The following is an 18867-nucleotide window of genomic DNA, read 5'->3' on the forward strand; positions in this document are numbered from 1 at the left end:
ACAGTTTTGAGGAATCCACATGACCTCACAACGTCCCCAAAAAATCTTCGTCGTCGAGGACGAACCAGATATCGCAGAGCTGGGCCGACACTATCTGGAGAAGGAAGGGTTTCACCCGAGCATCGCAAAGACGGGTCTTGAAGGACTCGCGTTTACAAGATCTCTGTGGCCCGATCTCGTGATTCTTGATCTCATGCTGCCACAGATGGAGGGCTTTGAGGTGTGCAAGGCTGCTATGGAGATCGCTGCGGCTGCGAATTGGTCAGAATCGCCAGAAAGATCCCACCAACTTACCTGAATAGAGCATGGCGGGCCCCCTTTCATGGCCGAGACTTCCAGTGAGCCAATAGCCAGTCCTGAGAATTCACAACCGTTTCACCGTCTGCCGGTTCCTTACGCTCATACGTCCCATCGGGAAGTAACCGCCTTGCCTGCACATTATCCCGTAGCCCGACACCGAGAATCTCATTGATGATGACTTCACGCCACTGAAGATTCTCAACAGGAAAAATGACTTCCACCCGGTGATCCAGGTTGCGAGGCATCAGATCGGCACTACCCATCAATACTTCCTTGTGACCACCGTGGTGAAAATAATAGATCCGTGCATGTTCCAGAAACCGTCCAACCACCGACGTCACGGTGATATTCTCACTCACCCCTGGGAGACCCGGCCTCAGGCAACAAATGCCGCGCACCTGAAGGTCAACTCTGACACCGGCTTGCGAGGCGTCATAGAGCGCCTGAATACATTGTGTATCGACCAATGCATTCATCTTGAACGCGATATATCCATCACCATGTTGACGATGACGGCAGGTCTCACGCTCGATCCGAGCCAGTATCTGTTGCCGTAACATCGTCGGCGCCACGAGCAGTTTGGAGTAGGAATGCTTGCGGGAGTATCCGGTCAAGGAATTGAAGAGATCGGACACATCGCTGCAGATCGCGGCATCGCACGTGAAGTAACTCGCATCGGTATAGATGCGACTGGTGATCACATTATAGTTTCCTGTGCCGAGATGGACGTAGCGTCGGATTCCTTCCGGTTCGCGACGCACGATGAGACACACCTTTGCATGCGTCTTGAGCCCTCGTACGCCATACACGACGTGGACCCCTTCATCTTCAAGTTTCCGGGCCCATTCAATGTTATTTTCCTCGTCGAATCGAGCTTTGAGCTCGACCAGCACCGCCACTTGCTTGCCGTTGACGCGGGCTTCCAGCAACGCATCGATGATGGGTGACTTCGGGTTGACGCGATAGAGCGTCTGTTTGATGGCCAGAACATCAGGATCCTGTGCCGCTTCCCGCAGAAACTCCACGACCGGCATAAAGCTGTCATAGGGATGATACAGGAGGATATCTTGCTCTCGAATCGCGGCGAGCAGGCTGCTTGACTTGCTGAGGCAGGACGGGACAGACGGCACAAATGGAGGATCCTTCAAGTCTGGCCGCTCAAGTGCGTACAGTTCTCGAATCCCGGCCATGCCGATCGGACTATTATTGGAATAGACCAGATACGGTGGGAGTTGAAGGTTGCGGGTCAAGATGTCGCGGATATGATCCGGCGTCGATGCATCCAATTCCAATCGAACGGCCGAGGTGAAATCCCGTTGATCGAGCTGCTCCTCCATGGCTTCGATGAGGTCCGAGGCCTCATCTTCCTCAATGGCGACTTCCGCATCTCTCGTCACACGGAACGGGTAAGAAGCAATCACTTCCAGACCGGGAAACAGCTCGTCCAGATTGTTGGCGATGACCTCATCCAGCCACACAAATCGCTGCGTCTTCCCCGTCTTGCCCAACCCCATCTGTTGCAGAGCAACGTCTTCATGAGTAGGAATAGGCACGAGTCGGGGAAAGGTATCCGGCACTTTCACACGAGCGAAGCAATCACCACGCTCAGGATGCTTGACCAATACCGCAAGGTTGAAACTCAGGTTTGAGATATGCGGGAACGGATGAGTTGGATCAAACGCCAGAGGCGTGAGCACGGGAGAGATCTCACGTTGAAAGTACTGTTGGATCGCTTCGCTCTCCTCCGATGTCAATTCCGTGTAATGCAGGACACGGATACCTGCGTCCCGTAAGGCCGGGAGTATGTCTTCCCTCCAGCACGTGCTATAGCGCCTGAAGTGAGCGTCTAGTTCTCGGTTGATCACCACGATCTGCTCCGATGGTGTCATGCCGTCCGGCGTGGCTCCGCCCGTCGCAGCCACCACTTGGCGACGCAAACCGGATACCCGGATCATGAAGAACTCATCCAGATTCGTGGCGAAAATGGTCAGAAACTTGACGCGCTCCAAGAGCGGATGTCGCTTGTTCTCCGCTTCTTCCAAGACGCGCAAATTGAATCGCAACCAACTGATCTCTCGATTCAAAAACAGACTGGTTTTTTCGATGCCCTCCGAACGCTCGGCAGCCGGTTCTCCTGGCCCAGCAGATTGATTGATCATGACAACTCCTTCACAAGCAGTGTTTCGAAACGGTTTGCTTGCATGAAAATGGAAGAAGTGATCGCAGTCGGCGCATATTCCAGAACTGCCAGCGACCTGCGCCGACAAGCAAATCTGATAAGTATACTCTGTAGTGGATCACAGCGCCGTTACGAGAACGTTACAAGCCTGTAATATTGCGATCTTCAGCTTCGCCTTTTCAGCAGGTCAGCTTCAATACGCGGGAGACGACCTCGGAACACAGCGATGCACCCGGCGACCACCCACCCTTTCACTCACTCCAACAATCATTTTAGTTTTTCACACAGAATTGGCATGTTCGTAACGAAAAGGAAACAACTCCCCGGTAGACTCGCATTATGCCAAGCGGAGAGGAAGCAGGAACACACGCTCTTCAAACTATCACACTGAACCTGAAAGGAGGTGAAGCGCAATGACCGGATGGATCATCGAAGCGTTTCTGTTGAGCGCCATCTTGGGACTCACCTATACCCTGTTATCTGTAGGTCGCGAGTAGATCACGTGTTTGATTCGAAAGAGGAGACTCGACAGTGACGCGAACTAGTCAGACGGGAGTCGGAATGGGCATCCTTGCCCCACCGGCTCTCGTCAGGAAATAGAGTCGGCTCCATCGCCACACCCCCTGCCCTTAACTTCATGGGCGGAAAGACCATCCGTTCATCCGATTCGGTGCACTCACCTCAAACTTCGAGAGCCTCAGGGTGAACGAAAAGGCCACTGAATATTCTGTTGTCTTCCGTTCGTGCTGAACCCATCGAAGCACACAAATCGACTCTTCCCGCATCCAGCGGTGAGAGGGCATGACCATGATAAGAATCGGATCTTGCTGCTACCGCGACGTTGTCGCCTGAAAGCGCAAGAGGCGTGTGAAAATGACAATCACCTATCCTGATCGCAAACAATGGGACAGGCTCAGAACGAGGCTCTACATTACTACTATGTTATCTCGCACAGCAGCCCCGTCCCAACCACTAGCCCATTGTCGATCAATGAATCAGCTCACCGAGCTGGCCTTAGTCGAATAAATATTCCACAAACACTGAGCACAACGATGGCCAAGCAGGTCATGAGAGACTTTACCAGTGAGAGCCCTATTCGCAGACGAATCCCCATATGCTTTCCTCCCTATTTTACATTGAGAGACGCCGACTCGTTCCCGCTTCATCGCCCTAGAAATAAGGCTATCGCTTGCACGTCACCGTTGTATTACCCAATGGTTAATATCGTGTGACATTTCTACCCTCCATCTATTCGAAAAGTTTACGGATCTGTAATGTCTGCTTAACGCCCACGCAATAGCTGGTTGGTACTCTGGGTCCAATACAACAATTACACATGGAGGATCAGATGGTCACAGTAGGAAACTTAATGCAGACAGAGCCAGTGACAGTGGAAGTAGGAACCTCGGTCGTGGAGGCCGCCAAACTCATGCGAGCCTGTAACGTCGAAAGTGTCCTGGTAACCTACCAAGCTCAGATCATCGGAATCGTGACAGAATCAGACGTGGTCAAGAAGTTCGTGGGGGTAGAGAAAACGCCGTATTTCGTACCAGTCGAAGAGATCATGAGCAGCCCAGTACCCGGCATTGAAGAGCGGCGCCCGTTGACGGAAGCAGCCGACATGATGGATAAGCATCGGACCCTCCACCTCGGTGTCACCAAAGGAGGGGCGCTCATCGGTCTGGTGTCGGTCCGAGATTTTCTCAGACCGGTCTCCATCGACGAGTTCTAAGAACCTCACGGTTCATGACCTCTCCGTCAATTCGCGAAGATAGCTCTTCCCCTTTCTTCCAAACAACTCCCCCTTCGTTTGTTCTTCTCCATCCCTCCCTATTTGGCAAGCCTCACAGTTAACACATGTTTTACGTGTTCGTGACCTTCTCGGAATGAGCATCCACTACACTTCACCTTGAACAGCACTGGAAAGGAAAGAAGCCATGGCAACATTCGACACCGTTCGGCTCTTTGACAGTGAACTTCTCCGGCAACGGCTCTCCCAGCTCGATCTCGAGGAGATGTGGAGCAAGGGCATGAAAGGGGTACTTAGTTTGGTGATATTGACACTCCTGATCGCTCTCACCGGCGGCGCGTTGAAAACGTTGTGGGAGATTCGGCTTCTCTTTGAGCACTCAGGCGAAGTTGTCATGCGCCAAGTCATCGTCAACACACTCATGTTACTGGCACTTGTCGAGGTCTTCAAAACCACCGTGACCTACTTCCGAGAGGGACGCGTCAAGGTGACCTTCATCGTCGATACGATCTTGGTCGTCATGCTGACTGAAGTGATCTCGCAATGGTTCAAAGGAGGAGACTGGCAGCCGCTGACGGCCCTCTTGGGAAGTTTAGTGGTCCTCAGCGTCGTTCGCGTCTTGGCTGTCCGCTGGAGTCCAACGCTACGAACCGGGACTCAAGATACTGGGCTGGTTGATCTTTAACTCATGGGAGGTATTCAATGGTTCAATCACCTGCGATAAAACTACTCACCATCCTTCGCGAGCGGCAACGGATTCCTCTTGAAGAGTTTGTGACCTGCTGCCCTGAGCTCACATGGAATCAGGTCTTCTCGCTCATGGATGACCTCAGCCGTCACGCGTTGATTGGCTTGCATCGGCGCGGCGTCGACTACGAATTACGAGCGCTCTCGTAATTCGCCAAGCGGCTAGTGCTTTGTTCCAGGCGAGCTCGGACTTCTCGGAGACTGTTGAAACGCGAAGTCTGAACGGATCCCGATTGTTGGACACTGGCTAGCGCTAGGTGAACGTGACCCGTAGAGTGTTACCAGTCCGCGCCAAGCCGATCGATGACGATATGATGGACCACAGTGTGCTTCCCCAAGGTTGAGAGGTACACAGCGGCCTCAGCGACATCAAATGGATCGATCTTTTCACTGCGTTCAATTTCCGAGTGAGGGGCATCCACCAATTCGTCTGCCACAGCTCCCGGGCAGATAGCACTGACCTTGATACCGTAAGGCCTACCTTCATCAGCCAGGGACTTGGTCAAAGCCATAATGCCGTGCTTCGACGCGCTATAGATTCCCGTGCCTCCCCAGGCTTGCAGCCCAGCCACACTCGACATATTGAGAATCACCCCGCCGCCCTGCCGCTTCATTTGTCGGAAGCCAGCTCGACAGCACAAGAAGGTGCCGCGTAAGTTGATGTTCATCACCTCGTCAAATGTCTTGGTGCTCATTTCAGCGATTCGTCCACCGCCGCCGATGCCGGCATTGTTGACGAGAATATCGATCCGGCCATAACGAGACACTGATTCGCCTATCAGTCGTTCCACCTGCCGCTCATCAGCCACGTCGGTCTGGATGGCTATGGCCTCTCCGCCATTTTCCCGTATCTGTTGCACCGTCTCCTGACAGAGTATCGTTCGCCTTGCTGCAACAATCACCATGGCTCCCTCCAAGGCAAACCGAAGGGCAATGGCCTTGCCGATTCCGCTGCTGCTCCCTGTGATAATCGCTATCTTGTCTCTTAATCGAAGCATGTTCCACTTACAGGGTCGCCGTGGTTGGCTCTCATTCAGCGCACATCGGGCCGTGGATCGAGAATGAACCCGTTCCGATTGGGCATCTCAATTTTGGGAAGACTATAGGCATCAAGAATAGCATCCTCAGCAAGAATCTGGTTTTGATACAGCAGCCAGGCAACCAGCGCGTAGATTTCGTCTGGTTTCAGCGACTGCGGCGCAGTAAACGGCATCGCACGACGGAGATAGTCGTACAGCGTCGTGGCATAGGGCCAATAGCTCCCGATTGTTTTGAGCGGCTTGGTCGTCTGCAAACTGCCCTGCCCACCGACCAATACCTCATTCGGTCCCTCTTTCCCGGTGGGCCCATGGCAGGCAGCACATTTCATGGCATAGAGCTGTGCGCCCTGTTTCACCGTGCCCTGCCCTGGTGGCAATCCTTGTCCATCCGGCGAGACGTCGATGTTCCACGCTGCCATATCGCTCTCCGACGCAGGAGAGCCCAATCCAAAGGCTGAAGCACCCACTTCTGCAGATGATCCAGCCGGTGGAATGCACAACGCAAGCATCACCACGCCGACAGAAACAATCCAATGACCGTTAGGCATAAACGTTCCTCACGAGGCCGTCTCGCCCGATCTTCCAGCTCTGAATCCCGTTGTAATGGTAGCTTGATTGAGTGCCACGGACTTTGATGAGGGCATCACGGGTCGGCTGCTGGTATCCGGTCTCATCGAGACAGCGACTCTGGATGATGGTCTCCTGACCATCCCATTTCCAGGGGAACCGAAAGCGTGTATGGCATTGGGGCAACACCGGTTCTTGTAGCTGTGCCGGTTGCCAGATCCGACCTGCATCCACCGATACATCAACGGCTGTGATGCGACCCCTCCCGCTCCACGCCAGCCCTTGAATTTCATGAAAACCTTGCCGGAGCTGCTGTTGCCCAGATGGTTTTGTGATGACCGACTTCGCCTCCATGACGAGACTGAACTGATAGGCTTTCCCGTCAGGAAGCAGATCCGTATATTTCGCCGTCTCCCACCTGGTCATGAACGGCGCCGATCCCAGTTTCAATCGTCTCAGCCATTTTACGTTGATGTTGCCCTCGAACCCAGGCAAGAGCAGCCGCAGCGGATACCCCTGTTCAGGCCGAATGGCTTCACCATTTTGGCCGTAGCACACCATCGCTTCGTTCAGTACCTCATCGGTGAGCGGCACACTGCGAGCCAAGGCAGCGGCATCGCTTCCTTCCGCCAACATCCAGGTGGCTTCCCGCTGTGCATGAACCGCATCCAGCAAGGTAGATAGTTTGACACCGGTCCACTCACTTGTGCTCATTAGGCCATGAAGACCCTGCACTGTAGCATCTCGTGCCTCGCCCCATCCGTCTCGGCTGTTCCCGGAACATTCCACAAAGGCGATACGAGATGCCGACGGCAACCGCATCAACTCCTCTATCGTGAAGAACAAGGGATGACCGACCAACCCGTGGATGAGCAAGCGATGGCGGGTTGGATTGATTGCCGGCACCCCGTTATGGTGTCGCTCGAAGTGGAGCCCTGAAGGGGTGATAATCCCCTGGAGATCTTGAAGCGGAGTGGTGGAAGAGGTCGTCGAGATCAGTCGCGTCTGTTTTTCAAACGATGCCCGCTCGCCATAGGGACGCGGCAGAGCACCAGGTACGCGCATCGGATCACGTACGTCAGTTGGTTCTTCGGCTTGCGCGTCGAACAGCGCCGACGATGCACCCATCGCCAACAGTGACACACCGCCGGCAAGGAATTGCCGCCGATTGAGTGATGGCGCACCCTGCGCTCGATTTGAATATTCCTGGTCATCCCGGGTGGCTTCGCTCATCGGATAGGCCTCCATGCGATGTTGATCGAGATGAACAGGACGATTTTACGCCCGTTCGTGAGCTGAGCCAACAGGCAATTGCGGGCCACACGTTTTACCCCTTTGCAAGGAGTCGCCAAGTTGGTACCTGGCACAACCACATCTTGATGTTTGGGTGCTTCATGAGCAACGGGCGCGCTATACTGTGTACCTACCTGCGAACCCTCCTCACAGCTGCACGACCACCTTGCCGATGTTGATATGCTGTTCCAGCATCGTGTGGCCCGCTCGAAGATTCTCGACGGTCAGGCCATTCAACCGCCGATTCGCCGTAGTCCGCATCCTGCCGGACTCGGTCAAATCCTTGACCTCATTCAAAATCTTTCCCTGCGACTCCATGCGATAGTCAAACATTGACTTCGTAAACATCAGTTCCCAATGCAGACTCACGGCTTTGCGCTTAAAGATCGAGATGTCCAGCCCATCGGCATCGTCGATAATCCCGATTTCGCCGAACGGTGCGATGATCTCAGCCATGTTGCTCCAGTGCTGGCCAGAATGGGTCGTACTGAAAATGAAATCGACGAACCGGATCCTCAGTGCTCGGATCTCCAAGACGAAATCCTGATGCGACACCACATGGTCGGCGCCAAGGCCGGCCACCCACTGTTTGCTCTCCGGTCGAGACGCCGTGGCGATGACGGTCATCGAGGTTTTCAACTTGAGCAACTGGATCGCCTGCGACCCGACTCCTCCAGCGCCGCCGATAATCAGGACGATCCGTCGATCAGAACCGATCAGGCGCATCTTTTCAAAGAGCATCTCATAGGCCGTCAGGCTCGTCAGTGGAAGAGCTGCCGCATCAGCAAATGAAAGATTCTTTGGCTTCAAGGCCACGAGCCGTTCATCCACTAGTTGCCTGGTTGCGTATGACCCGGCTCGATTGAGATCTCCGCTGTAGAACACTTCGTCACCGACCTTGAAGCAAGTCGCATTGCTGCCGCACGCTCGCACAATCCCGGAGGCATCCCAACCAAGAATGACCGGTTGACCATCCGTCCCGGATCGGCGTGAGCGAATCTTGTAGTCGATGGGATTCAACCCAATCGCCTTGACCTCAACCAAGAGATCGCGGCCGGTTGGAGTGGGATCCGGCAATTCCATCAACTGAAGATTGAACGCATTCAGCGCATGTGCCTGTGTGTAGCCAAGTGCCTTCATCCTTGCCTCCCATGGTGCATCTACCATAAAGATGCGTGGGCATGGAAGACAAGCACAGAGATGATCGTCCAATCCAAGAGGGTTACGGGAAAATGATTTGGACCGAGCTCACACAGGCTACGACGGGAATTCTTAACCAGGCCCAGTGAATCCAGGATCAAGTAGGAGGACGTCGCGTACTTTCTGGGATGCGCTTCCGAGCAATGCGGGACCGACGTGTGCTGATCTCTGCACAGCCAAGTGCATCGCCTACGAAAACCACAGCAAGATGTCCGCAAGAAAGTAGGGCTACAGTCCAAAGCGTTGTTGCCACGGAGGGAGAAAGGGCTAGGGAGCACAGAAAGAATGGACTCCTAAAACGGTAATACTTTTTTCACGTCCTGCTGCAACCTGACGAGGTCGTACTTCAGAAGAAAATTGATCCTGAAGCCTTCTCCCGACACATCGTCTTTGTTGACGCGTTGTCCCCACATAAAGCCCCCACCGATCGTCACTCCTTGCGCAGGGCTATACATGAGATTGCAATCGAGATACTGCGTTCTCTTGTACGTCTCAGCTGGAGAGCGATCTGTGCTATTCACTTGGAGAAAACCATAGGTCACGGTTGACCGCCAATATTCATTCCAGAAGTGTTGAATGGCCGCATAGCCTCCATAGGCCGGCTGTGCTTGGACGGCTCCGGATGACTCATACCCTGCGTCCAGATTGAGATTTTTCGTATCGGTGAAGTACCGAGAGATCCCCTCCCCATACACACCTTGAAATACAAAGTTATCCCGCCCCCATAGTCGTATGAGCCCTGATACCATCACCCCATACCCGAACACATGGTCTGATTGCCCGGAACTCGTCACTCCACCGACTGAGCGAAAGAGTCCTGCGGTGTTGAAGTGGTAATCATCGGTTTCATATCGATAGCGGACCACAAAGTCTGGAAATGGACTGGTTGACGACATGGGTTGTGCCGTCACTGGATTGATCGACGGGATCCCGGACGATGGCTGTTCGGCCGCAATCGAGATTGTATGCCCCTTGGCCCATCGGTGTGTGTATCGAACCTGAGGATTGAATTGAAAGATCCAGGAGTTTGGCCCGTTGAAGTCTACTGTTTCGGGAATGACATCCGAATCGTGAAACGTTGACCAGGCCTGCCCGATGAGCAGATTCTTGAACTGCCCGTAGAAGTGGCGCAAGCGAAAATTCGTGCTATTCCCTGGGCCAACAAAGTCAAACTCGATATAGGTTCGCAAGACATCCCACTGGGTCTCCGTCCTTGTTTCAAGACTGACCCGTGAGGTTCTCGCGGTCATATTGTAATTGGAGGTGTCAAAGTTCGGGGTTGGAATGGACTCGGGTCTGAACTGGTTGATATTGCCAAGCTGACTGAAATCGTATATTGCATCAGTCCTGATGTACCCTCCTACCCGCATCAGGGTATGAGAACCAGGAAAGCGGAAAAACCCACGCAGGGCTGGGTCAAACGGTGCATTGTCCGGTCGAGCATCGGCATACGCATCTTCTGTGACAAGCTCTCGTTCGCGATCTATAGCAGGAACCTCCGTTTGAATTCCCGATGGAAGTGGCTCATCAGGCGGTGGTTTTTCTTTCTTCATGTCTTCAACGGATTGTTCCAGCTGTTTGACCCTATCCTTCAAAGCCTCTATCTCTGCTTGTTGAGTCGGTGCTTCAGAGCTTTTGGCATCGATGCTGGGACCTTGCGCAAATGCCCAAGATGGCGCATATGTCACACTCATGATCACAAGCGCATGTGCAATTACCAACCTCCCTCGGCACCGGCCCCTTCCACTCATGCGAGAGCAGCGGCCCTCAGCCGACTTTTCTTTTGCTCTTCTGCTGATTCCCGTTAAATGAAGTCGCTTTACCAACGGTGGGATCTCACGGGTAAATGATACGTCTGTAGCGAGCAGGAATGAACTTTTGTGACTGTTTCATCGTGAGAAAACTACAAAAACAAAGAGGTTCTTTCAACGAGAACCCTCTTCGGACCGCTGGGAGACTCCCCCAGCACTGCCCCCTCTCTGTATCAGCTTGGCTTGAACCGGTGTCTACTTCACCTTGGATAACTCGGCGGGGATTCTGATCTCTTTGCCGTCTTGGAGATTGACGACGAATGCGGAGGTTGCATTCGGATCGAACTGCTCATAAGCGAAAAACGCCGTAAATCTGGACCGATACGCCGGTCCATTCGTTTCATTTTTTCTCCCACGCTCGGCTTTGCCGATATCGATGGCCTTGATCCGCTTCGAGCCTTGCTGTAACTCGATCAGCGCGCCCTCGGCGAAATACTCGTCATCGCCGCAGAGCTGCACCTCGATCTCCATGTTCGGCATGTCCATCACTTTCTTGATGAACTCTTCCGGCATACGAATGTCCGTTTTTCGTTTCTTCGATTCCGCTGCTTCCTGACGGCCGAATGCTTCAAGCCGGTAGCGCTTCGTACGGAGGACGGCGCTGGCCCCGCAGGGATCCGTTTCTGGATCGGCCCCGACCCGAGTCGCCAGCGACGCTTGCTGAAGGACTTTCTTCACCTCGTCTTGGGAATTTGCCTTTTCCATTGGGATGCGCCCGGTTTCAAGCGCCTTGTGGGCTTCTTCTGAGGACAGACTCACATCAATGGCCCAGGCAGAATGAGCCCCCATTGCCAGGGTTCCGATCAATCCAACTACCAATCCGACTCGACCACGAAACGTCATAGGTTCTCTTTCTCTCTGGTGTAAACGCGCGAGTTGAATAGCTCTATACCTATTGACTGAAGTGCATTGTAGGGAAACCACCCTGCCTTTGCAATCACACCGCAAAGCGTCTCCAGTTCGCATAGGGCTTGCGGTGATACAGCTCCTCGATATCGACCGAAATGGGATACCCGACTGACTGTAGCAGACGTGCGACAAGCTTCAGCGGTAGCCCCACGACGGTGGTGTAGTCGCCCTCGATCCGCTCCACCAGATCTCCGCCAAGTCCTTGGATCGCATAGGCGCCGGCTTTTCCCAACGACTCCTGCGAGGCAAGATATCGGCTATAGGTACCATCAACATCCGCTTTCATGATCACGCACGTTGTGTCCACCTCGACTCGGTCAATGCCCTGATCATAACAGCAGAATGCGACAGCCGTATGGACCTGATGACAACGGCCAGCGAGCCGACTCAGCATGGTGCGGGCGTCCACTAGATCGAGCGGTTTTCCCAACAGTTGTCCATCGATCTCGATGACGGTATCACTGCCGAGAACGAAATCTTGCGGACGCACCTGGGCGACACGGCGGGCTTTTTCTCGCGCAAAGTGCTTGGGCTGTTCGAGAGGTACCCATCCTACTATTGGATGCTCGGGGAACTCGGATGTGCACACCTCAAACGAAAGACCGAGCAGGGCAAGGAGTTCCTTGCGCCGAGGCGAAGTGGATGCGAGCACTAGCTGCATCGTGATGCGAGCATGCTCGCCTCATCGGCTGATTCATCGTGAGGCAGGTCCGCGATGGCCTGTGGTCGCTTGTGAAAGGCGTCGAGTACAGCCTGAAGCTCTTCAACGGATGATATACGCACCATCTGGGCACGAAGCGCGGCAGCATGAGGGAAGCCTTTACAATACCACCCTAAATGTTTACGCATGCGATAGAACTGCTTATGCCCGAAGATTCCCACAAACTGTTGGGCATGCTCAAGCAGGGCCGCAAAGCGCCCATCCAGCGAAACATCGTTCGGATGCACGCCAGACTCTGGTCCCATCCCGCCACTCGCTTGTCCCCGAGCCAACTCTTTGGGACGAAAGAACCAGGGAGCGCCAAGCACTCCCCGTCCCACGAGCACACCATCAACGCCGGTTTCACGAACCCGTCGTGCTACGTCAGCGAGACTCTGAATGTCACCGTTTCCCAAGAGCAAGGTTCCGGTTCCCTGTACCAATGAAGCTGCTCGCGCAATCGCCGACCAATCTGCCGCCCCCCGGTACATCTGTTTCAGCGTCCGTCCATGGAGAGAAATGACCGTGGGCTGTTCCATCAACAACTGCTCGATCCAGGCCTCCACGGTCACCGATTCATATCCCAGTCGGGTTTTGACGGAAACCGGCACAGGCTCTCGTCGGCTTACCGGTTGCACACCGCGCTGTCGGTTCATCCGTTCAAAGATCTGGACACGTGCAGGCTTGAAGCCACCTTGTTCGAGCGTCTGCCCGCCCACCCAATCATCGATGCCGCGCTTGGCCGCCTGGATGAGCGAACGTGCCAAGTCGGGTGTGCGGATGAGACCGGCACCGGATCCCGACGCTGCAACACTCTTCGAGGGACACCCCATGTTGATATCCAACCCATCAAATCCCAATTCACAGACCGCTTGCGCGGCCATATAGAACAATTCCGGCTCCTTTCCATAGAGTTGCGCCACAATCGGCCGTTCAAGCTCGCTATACAGTAGCGCCTCCAAATGGATCTCCGGACCACGGCAGACGTCATGAACATGCGTAAACTCGGTAAACGTCACATCCGGCCTTCCGTGACGAGCAATAATGGACCGGAAGCAGGCATCGGTCACACCATCCATAGGGGACAGGCCAATAATTGGTCGAGGGAGATGTTGCCAGAAATTCATGTCAGCTCAATTGCAAAGTTTGACTGGGTTCATTCGCAAGGCGATAGGCCTGACGCAGCCCCTCAGCTTCTGCCGCAGCCAACGTCTCCACGTCTGGGGCAACCTCATGGATGAAGGCGACAAACCGATCCACTTTCAATAAGAAGAAATCATACAGGTCCGTGAGCGGCTGAGGGTCGCGAAACCAGAATGCCACGAACCCCTCCAACGCAATTCCTCGTTCATGAAGCCGACGGCACGATTCCACAAACATGTCCTCGACCTCTCCGCTCCAGTGCAAGATTTCATAGGGAAGATACAGGGATTGATAGAGTTCCAACTCGTGGATACCTACCGGATCTTGATTCCATTCCGACCCTCTTGGCTCGGCCTTGCCTAACAAGACTTGAACATAGCGCTCATAGGCAGTTTCAAGCGTTTCCTTGGTCGATGCCGACTTCTCCAGTTCCATCGTCGCCTTCGTTTCACAGATCAACGCAATTTTCTCGCCGTCACCTCTCTCTCGAATCACCGCTGTATAGCGTCGCGAGAACTCAACAAATTCGTCCACGATCATTTCTGTTAGCTTTGTATCCACTTCCAAAGCCAGCCCTTTAAGACTGGTCAGCTGTGGGTGGCATAAAACCTGATCGAGCATCTCGAACAACACCGGGGGGATGGGAGCCCCATGGGCATCTGTCCAAGCCGGCAAAGCGGTGCCATTGGCCTTTGCTACCACCAAAGAGGCATGTGCCCGAATTGATTCATGGATATCGAGCCCAGCCACATGAATCTCGACAACACGGTTCATCGGAAATTCATCAAGAAATGTCTCGACGAATCGAGGCAACGACATTGTCTGGTGCGCCCCCGTATAGCGATACACCGTCCAGAGGTGTCCGATGTCAAGGACAAGCCCACATGGAGACTGGTCACAAATCATCCGAAAAAACGTCGGGATGGGCAATGTTCCCGCGACAAAGTAGGTGAGCGGCGGCATTTCAAGCAGGACCAACGGACTACTTCCATTCTGCAAACAACCATGTTGATCGAGCTGGCGTTGAACCGCAGTGGTATTTTGGGCCACGACCTCCGCACTTCGTCGTGTATAGAGAGGCGGCAGATAGGTTCCATAACAGTAGCCGGCGAAGAACTTGGCCGCGCATTCGTGATTGAGCCATGCACTCTCCAGAATGTGGAGGTGTTCGCCCGCTTCCTGTACGGCCTGTCGAAACAGTCGGGACTCCGTCACCCCAGGTTGCGTAATCCACAAGCCCTCGCCATGATAGGTCAATCGTGCATCGGCGATTTCGTTCCTTGCCGACGCCAACGCCCGTGTCGTATTCCGAAAGATTTCGAAGTATGCCGGCGGCACTTGACGTTCAAGTAGACTTCGCCGCAAGCTAGGTAAATCCGGGGAGTGGATATCGACGGACAACCCCAGCCCATGCAACGGAATCGCCTCAACCCGACGAAGAAATTCTCGATGAACCGACACTCCGCAATCCATCTTCGGTCCTTCCAACAGGACGATAATTCGTGCTTAGTGTATGATGAGAAACCGTTGAATGACAAGGCTTTCGGCCCATCGTGGGCTCAGAGAACCTTCTGCTATACTTGCCATACATTGCGGCCAGGCAGGCAGATTCGTGAGGAGAGAGGGCCTGGTTGAGCGATGCTGGAAAAAGATATTCAACGGGTGAGGGGGGAGGATCCGCAGACTATCCTGGTTGGACATATGATGACACCCGGTGTAGTCCAGATTCCCGGAGATGTATCGGTGACTGAAGCGGCCTCACTGCTAGAACGCGAGCGGATGCCCTGCCTTTTGGTCAAGGATACCGAATGGCGTTTCGGCCTCATGACCCCGACCGATATCGTCAAGAAAGTCGTGGCTCAGGGACTCGAACCAGACGACGTCGAAGTGCGAACTATCATGACACGTCCGGTCCAATTCATTGAGTACGATCGAGCAATTGAGGAAGCCTCTACGCTCATGATGTCCACAGGAACCCCAATTCTCATTGTCACCAAGGAAAATCAACCGGTCGGCGTGTTAACCGCGCGAGACCTTGTACTTTCACCCAAGCGATGTACAGCCAATATTTCGGCAACCATCAGTGTGTTGGAAGCAGAGGGCACAGGGATCGCCCACCAGATCACCATTGCCCAGCTGAGTCACGCCGGTGCGTCGCTGGTCTCTCCTGCGCTCTTACTACCTGGATCCAGGGTGATTTTGGGGTTCTCTCTGTCAGAAACGATGAGTCCCTTCACCATCAGAGGAACCGTGTTGAATAACACCATCCTTGAGGACGTTTCCGGTGCGGCCAGGTCCGTCTTGTCCACGCCGCCCCTCGTCGAAGTCCAGTTTCTCGACCTTTCTCCTGCCGATCAGTCTCGAATCAAAGCCTGGGTTCTCGGTCAGCTTCCCCCGTCGCTCAGTACATCCTAGCCTGCACCTGTTTGCATCACTCTTTGACCAGGACCTGATCCGTTGATAAGCTGTCTATTATTCACTTAGCAAGGACAACCATGACAATGGCTAGCAAGTCTGCATCGCTTCGACCCCGCCCCACCCTATCGCGAGAGGACATTCTCCATCAGATCAGCGCGCTACTCGACAGCCCGGAAGACGACCTCCACGCCGCACTCATGCGCGAGCTCTTGGCGGGATTGTTGAAGCTGCACGAGGCACAGTTGGATCTGTTGGATATCAAGATTGTCAACCGCGCGATCAAAGAGCTCCGGCATGCGTTTGGGGTATTCCACAGCTATCGCGATCGAAACAAAGTGAGCATTTTTGGCTCAGCACGAACCCCCGCCGACGATCCCAACTATCAGCTGGCCCACCAATTCTCCCAGGCCATCGTGCGAGAGGGATTCATGGTCATTACGGGAGGAGCTGATGGCATTATGCGTGCCGCGCAGGAGGGTGCTGGACGCGAGAACAGCTTCGGGGTCAACATCATGTTACCATTCGAACAAGGGCCAAACTCCACCATCGCTGATGACCCGAAGCTGATCACCTTTAAATACTTTTTCACCCGCAAATTGATGTTTCAAAAGGAAGCCAACGCCATCGCGCTGTTCCCCGGGGGGTTCGGCACCCATGACGAGGGGTTTGAAATCCTGACACTCGCTCAGACTGGAAAGAGCGATCCTCAGCCAATCGTCTGTCTTCAGGCCCCCGGCTGTGACTATTGGGACGATTGGGCGGCATTCATTACCAAACAGCTCTTGCGTCGTAAACTGATCAACGAAGAGGACTTGGCTCTCTTCACGATTGCGACCTCCGCCGAAATGGCCGTGGACCACATCCTGCGTTTCTACCGGCGCTATCATTCCCTACGATTTGTGGGGCGGCAACTGGCAATGCGACTCAAACAACCCATCTCTGAGGAACAACTCGAACAGATTCGGGATCGCTTTTCTGATCTCCTTTCCGACGGCACTTTCGACCAGAGTGGTCCTCTGCAGGAAGAGCTTGATGAACCGGCCATACGTGAGCTCCCCCGGCTCGTCTTCAACTTCAATCGACGCAGCGCCGGGAGGCTCCGCCAACTCATCCACCATCTCAACGACTTGTAAGGCATTCCGATTCCATGTACAGTCAACTTTTGACTCTATACCAGGCATAGGGACCCTCTCGCAAGTCTATGGCTCCCATATCGACTGCTCCACCATTCCACGGCCCTCCTGACATCGTCCTGTACCATGCGGACTGCTTCGATGGGTTTGGAGCTGCCTGGGCGCTCTGGAAAAAGTTTCCGAACGCCAACTTTTTCCCCGTGAAACACGGCCAGCCTCCGCCTTCCGACCTGAACGATCGCCGGGTGTTGATTGTTGATTTCAGCTATGCACGACCGATTCTGGAGACAATGGCAGCCGAAACTAAAGAACTCCTGATCTTGGACCACCATATCACCGCCGAACGAACCTTGGCCGGTTTTCCCCATGCCTATTTTGATCAGACAAAGTCCGGAGCCGTCCTGAGTTGGGAATGGGCTCATCGGACGCCAGCACCGTGGTTGCTTCAGTACGTGCAAGACAAGGATTTATGGACGTGGGCATTACCCGGCAGTCGTGAAATCAGCGCAGCATTGGCATCCTATCCATTCGACTTCAGCTTGTGGGATGGATTTTCACAATCGACACTCGAGCAGGACGGTCGAGCCATTCTTCGCTATGAACAAGAATTGGTGGGAAAACTTGCAGCACATGCGGTAATGGTCAGCTTCCAGGGAGAAGTCGTTCCGTCCGTCCAGAGCGCCATCCTCACAAGCCAGATCGGCGAGCGGCTCTCGCCACAACATCCGTTTTGTGTGATTTGGCACGATCGGGATGGTCGTCGTTATTTCAGCATGCGTTCCGGAGCAGATGGGACGGATGTGGGCGCAATTGCCGCGTCATTCGGCGGTGGAGGCCATACCCACGCTGCAGGGTTCTCAGTCCCATTGAACCGCGGTGGATCTCCTCCAAACGATCCGCAATTACCTCTCTTGGTGACTGATCGACGCCAACACGTATAACCTCTCGAGCAGTTGTGATTCCACTTCATGACGATAATCCGACCAGCCTAACTCCTCTCGTGACCATAGCGTTCATCGCCGTGTGTTTCATCGTGTTTCTCTATCAAGCCACCCTCTTTGATGAACCGGCTCAACTCTTTGCCATTCAGTACGGTGCCATTCCATCCGTGATCTTCGGCTCCGCTTCCCTTCCAGAAGAAGCTGCCGTCGCATTTCCCGCCGTGCTCACGCTCGTCACCAGCATGTTTCTGCATGGAGGCTGGATGCATCTGCTGGGAAACATGCTCTACTTGTGGATTTTCGGAAACAACGTTGAAGATGCCATGGGTCATGCCAAATTCGTCGTCTTTTATGTGCTGTCTGGTGTTCTGGCGGCCCTCAGCCATGCGCTCACTGATCCTTCCTCTGAGATTCCGATGGTCGGAGCAAGCGGAGCCATCTCTGCAGTACTGGGCGCATACCTCCTGCTTTATCCGCGGGCGCGCGTATTGGTGATGCTCCCGGCAATAGGGATGACCCGGGTGCCGGCAGGCATCGTCCTAGGGATGTGGTTCGCTACCCAACTCGTCAGCGGAGGCATGAGTGTCGGATCGACTGGCGGTGGGGTCGCATTCTTTGCTCACATCGGTGGATTTCTTGCGGGCATGGCGTTCATCGGGCTGTTCAAGAGGAAGGACGTACCGTTCTTCGCACCTGGCCGGTCGACCTGGGATCGATAGCCAGGCAATCCAGCCGT

The 18867-nt window shown here is 54.2% G+C and carries 18 protein-coding genes; 8 read left to right on the top strand and 10 right to left on the bottom strand.

The genetic code is table 11. From position 1 onward, the window contains the following. The first annotated feature begins 19 nt into the window (after positions 1 to 19). Positions 20 to 298: a response regulator gene (locus ACYX34_RS08420; protein ID WP_462076108.1), complete on the top strand. Its 279-nt coding sequence runs from the start codon at positions 20 to 22 to the stop codon at positions 296 to 298. A gap of 22 nt (positions 299 to 320) precedes the next feature. Here the strand turns inward: ACYX34_RS08420 and ppk1 are convergent, their stop codons facing one another. Then, positions 321 to 2459, bottom strand: a complete 2139-nt coding sequence (gene ppk1 / locus ACYX34_RS08425) for a polyphosphate kinase 1 (protein WP_462076109.1) — start codon at positions 2457 to 2459, stop codon at positions 321 to 323. A gap of 1389 nt (positions 2460 to 3848) precedes the next feature. Here ppk1 and ACYX34_RS08430 point away from each other — a divergent pair. From ACYX34_RS08430 to ACYX34_RS08440, 3 genes are all read left to right on the top strand, one after another. Continuing rightward, positions 3849 to 4211: a CBS domain-containing protein gene (locus tag ACYX34_RS08430; protein WP_462076110.1), complete on the top strand. Its 363-nt coding sequence runs from the start codon at positions 3849 to 3851 to the stop codon at positions 4209 to 4211. A gap of 205 nt (positions 4212 to 4416) precedes the next feature. After that, entirely contained in the window at positions 4417 to 4914 is a 498-nt protein-coding gene (locus ACYX34_RS08435; RefSeq protein ID WP_462076111.1) for a phosphate-starvation-inducible PsiE family protein, read from the top strand. A 17-nt stretch (positions 4915 to 4931) separates the two neighbouring features. After that, the gene (locus tag ACYX34_RS08440) at positions 4932 to 5126 is read left to right on the top strand and encodes a hypothetical protein (RefSeq protein WP_462076112.1); all 195 of its coding nucleotides are present in this window, start codon (positions 4932 to 4934) and stop codon (positions 5124 to 5126) included. A 128-nt stretch (positions 5127 to 5254) separates the two neighbouring features. Here the strand turns inward: ACYX34_RS08440 and ACYX34_RS08445 are convergent, their stop codons facing one another. The 9 genes from ACYX34_RS08445 to ACYX34_RS08485 form a co-directional block, all read right to left on the bottom strand. Continuing rightward, the gene (locus ACYX34_RS08445; protein WP_462076113.1) at positions 5255 to 5974 is read right to left on the bottom strand and encodes an SDR family NAD(P)-dependent oxidoreductase; all 720 of its coding nucleotides are present in this window, start codon (positions 5972 to 5974) and stop codon (positions 5255 to 5257) included. Positions 5975 to 6009: 35 nt separating this feature from the next. Beyond that, positions 6010 to 6564 (bottom strand): c-type cytochrome, encoded by a 555-nt coding sequence (locus ACYX34_RS08450; RefSeq protein WP_462076114.1) that lies wholly within the window; start codon positions 6562 to 6564, stop codon positions 6010 to 6012. Continuing rightward, positions 6557 to 7816 (bottom strand): sulfite dehydrogenase, encoded by a 1260-nt coding sequence (gene soxC / locus ACYX34_RS08455; protein ID WP_462076115.1) that lies wholly within the window; start codon positions 7814 to 7816, stop codon positions 6557 to 6559. Before soxC ends, ACYX34_RS08450 begins: the two co-directional genes overlap by 8 nt. Before the next feature lie 207 nt (positions 7817 to 8023). After that, positions 8024 to 9016, bottom strand: coding sequence for a zinc-binding alcohol dehydrogenase family protein (locus tag ACYX34_RS08460; protein WP_462076116.1), 993 nt, complete (start codon positions 9014 to 9016; stop codon positions 8024 to 8026). 353 nt (positions 9017 to 9369) lie between these two features. Further along, positions 9370 to 10770, bottom strand: a complete 1401-nt coding sequence (locus ACYX34_RS08465; RefSeq protein ID WP_462076117.1) for a DcaP family trimeric outer membrane transporter — start codon at positions 10768 to 10770, stop codon at positions 9370 to 9372. Positions 10771 to 11082: 312 nt separating this feature from the next. Next, positions 11083 to 11730, bottom strand: coding sequence for a hypothetical protein (locus ACYX34_RS08470; protein WP_462076118.1), 648 nt, complete (start codon positions 11728 to 11730; stop codon positions 11083 to 11085). A gap of 94 nt (positions 11731 to 11824) precedes the next feature. After that, positions 11825 to 12457 (bottom strand): Maf family protein, encoded by a 633-nt coding sequence (locus ACYX34_RS08475; protein WP_462076119.1) that lies wholly within the window; start codon positions 12455 to 12457, stop codon positions 11825 to 11827. Then, positions 12448 to 13623, bottom strand: a complete 1176-nt coding sequence (locus ACYX34_RS08480; protein ID WP_462076120.1) for a tRNA dihydrouridine synthase — start codon at positions 13621 to 13623, stop codon at positions 12448 to 12450. Before ACYX34_RS08480 ends, ACYX34_RS08475 begins: the two co-directional genes overlap by 10 nt. A 1-nt stretch (position 13624) precedes the next feature. Continuing rightward, positions 13625 to 15112, bottom strand: a complete 1488-nt coding sequence (locus ACYX34_RS08485; RefSeq protein ID WP_462076121.1) for a multinuclear nonheme iron-dependent oxidase — start codon at positions 15110 to 15112, stop codon at positions 13625 to 13627. Between the two features lie 165 nt (positions 15113 to 15277). Between ACYX34_RS08485 and ACYX34_RS08490 the strand changes: the two genes are divergently transcribed. From ACYX34_RS08490 to ACYX34_RS08505, 4 genes are all read left to right on the top strand, one after another. After that, positions 15278 to 16054 carry a CBS domain-containing protein gene (locus ACYX34_RS08490; RefSeq protein ID WP_462076122.1) on the top strand — a complete coding sequence of 259 codons (777 nt, stop codon included), beginning with the start codon at positions 15278 to 15280 and terminating at the stop codon, positions 16052 to 16054. 80 nt (positions 16055 to 16134) lie between these two features. Next, entirely contained in the window at positions 16135 to 17190 is a 1056-nt protein-coding gene (locus ACYX34_RS08495) for an LOG family protein (RefSeq protein ID WP_462076123.1), read from the top strand. 68 nt (positions 17191 to 17258) lie between these two features. Next, the gene (locus ACYX34_RS08500; RefSeq protein ID WP_462076124.1) at positions 17259 to 18131 is read left to right on the top strand and encodes a phosphoesterase; all 873 of its coding nucleotides are present in this window, start codon (positions 17259 to 17261) and stop codon (positions 18129 to 18131) included. A 59-nt stretch (positions 18132 to 18190) separates the two neighbouring features. Continuing rightward, complete coding sequence (locus ACYX34_RS08505) at positions 18191 to 18850, top strand: rhomboid family intramembrane serine protease (RefSeq protein WP_462076125.1); 660 nt, start codon at positions 18191 to 18193, stop codon at positions 18848 to 18850. The last annotated feature ends 17 nt before the right edge of the window (positions 18851 to 18867 follow it).

The organism is Nitrospira sp. CMX1, assembly GCF_054902215.1.

What these genes read in the sequence shown, in the direction of transcription:
- ACYX34_RS08420 (WP_462076108.1), top strand. Translation starts at nt 20, where the DNA reads ATGACCTCACAACGTCCCCAAAAAATCTTCGTCGTCGAGGACGAACCA.
- ACYX34_RS08485 (WP_462076121.1), bottom strand. Translation starts at nt 15,112, where the DNA reads ATGGATTGCGGAGTGTCGGTTCATCGAGAATTTCTTCGTCGGGTTGAG.
- ACYX34_RS08460 (WP_462076116.1), bottom strand. Translation starts at nt 9,016, where the DNA reads ATGAAGGCACTTGGCTACACACAGGCACATGCGCTGAATGCGTTCAAT.
- ACYX34_RS08495 (WP_462076123.1), top strand. Translation starts at nt 16,135, where the DNA reads ATGACAATGGCTAGCAAGTCTGCATCGCTTCGACCCCGCCCCACCCTA.
- ACYX34_RS08445 (WP_462076113.1), bottom strand. Translation starts at nt 5,974, where the DNA reads ATGCTTCGATTAAGAGACAAGATAGCGATTATCACAGGGAGCAGCAGC.
- ACYX34_RS08430 (WP_462076110.1), top strand. Translation starts at nt 3,849, where the DNA reads ATGCAGACAGAGCCAGTGACAGTGGAAGTAGGAACCTCGGTCGTGGAG.
- ACYX34_RS08435 (WP_462076111.1), top strand. Translation starts at nt 4,417, where the DNA reads ATGGCAACATTCGACACCGTTCGGCTCTTTGACAGTGAACTTCTCCGG.
- ACYX34_RS08470 (WP_462076118.1), bottom strand. Translation starts at nt 11,730, where the DNA reads ATGACGTTTCGTGGTCGAGTCGGATTGGTAGTTGGATTGATCGGAACC.
- ACYX34_RS08480 (WP_462076120.1), bottom strand. Translation starts at nt 13,623, where the DNA reads ATGAATTTCTGGCAACATCTCCCTCGACCAATTATTGGCCTGTCCCCT.
- ACYX34_RS08475 (WP_462076119.1), bottom strand. Translation starts at nt 12,457, where the DNA reads ATGCAGCTAGTGCTCGCATCCACTTCGCCTCGGCGCAAGGAACTCCTT.
- ppk1 (WP_462076109.1), bottom strand. Translation starts at nt 2,459, where the DNA reads ATGATCAATCAATCTGCTGGGCCAGGAGAACCGGCTGCCGAGCGTTCG.
- ACYX34_RS08450 (WP_462076114.1), bottom strand. Translation starts at nt 6,564, where the DNA reads ATGCCTAACGGTCATTGGATTGTTTCTGTCGGCGTGGTGATGCTTGCG.
- soxC (WP_462076115.1), bottom strand. Translation starts at nt 7,816, where the DNA reads ATGAGCGAAGCCACCCGGGATGACCAGGAATATTCAAATCGAGCGCAG.
- ACYX34_RS08490 (WP_462076122.1), top strand. Translation starts at nt 15,278, where the DNA reads ATGCTGGAAAAAGATATTCAACGGGTGAGGGGGGAGGATCCGCAGACT.
- ACYX34_RS08440 (WP_462076112.1), top strand. Translation starts at nt 4,932, where the DNA reads ATGGTTCAATCACCTGCGATAAAACTACTCACCATCCTTCGCGAGCGG.
- ACYX34_RS08500 (WP_462076124.1), top strand. Translation starts at nt 17,259, where the DNA reads ATGGCTCCCATATCGACTGCTCCACCATTCCACGGCCCTCCTGACATC.
- ACYX34_RS08465 (WP_462076117.1), bottom strand. Translation starts at nt 10,770, where the DNA reads ATGAGTGTGACATATGCGCCATCTTGGGCATTTGCGCAAGGTCCCAGC.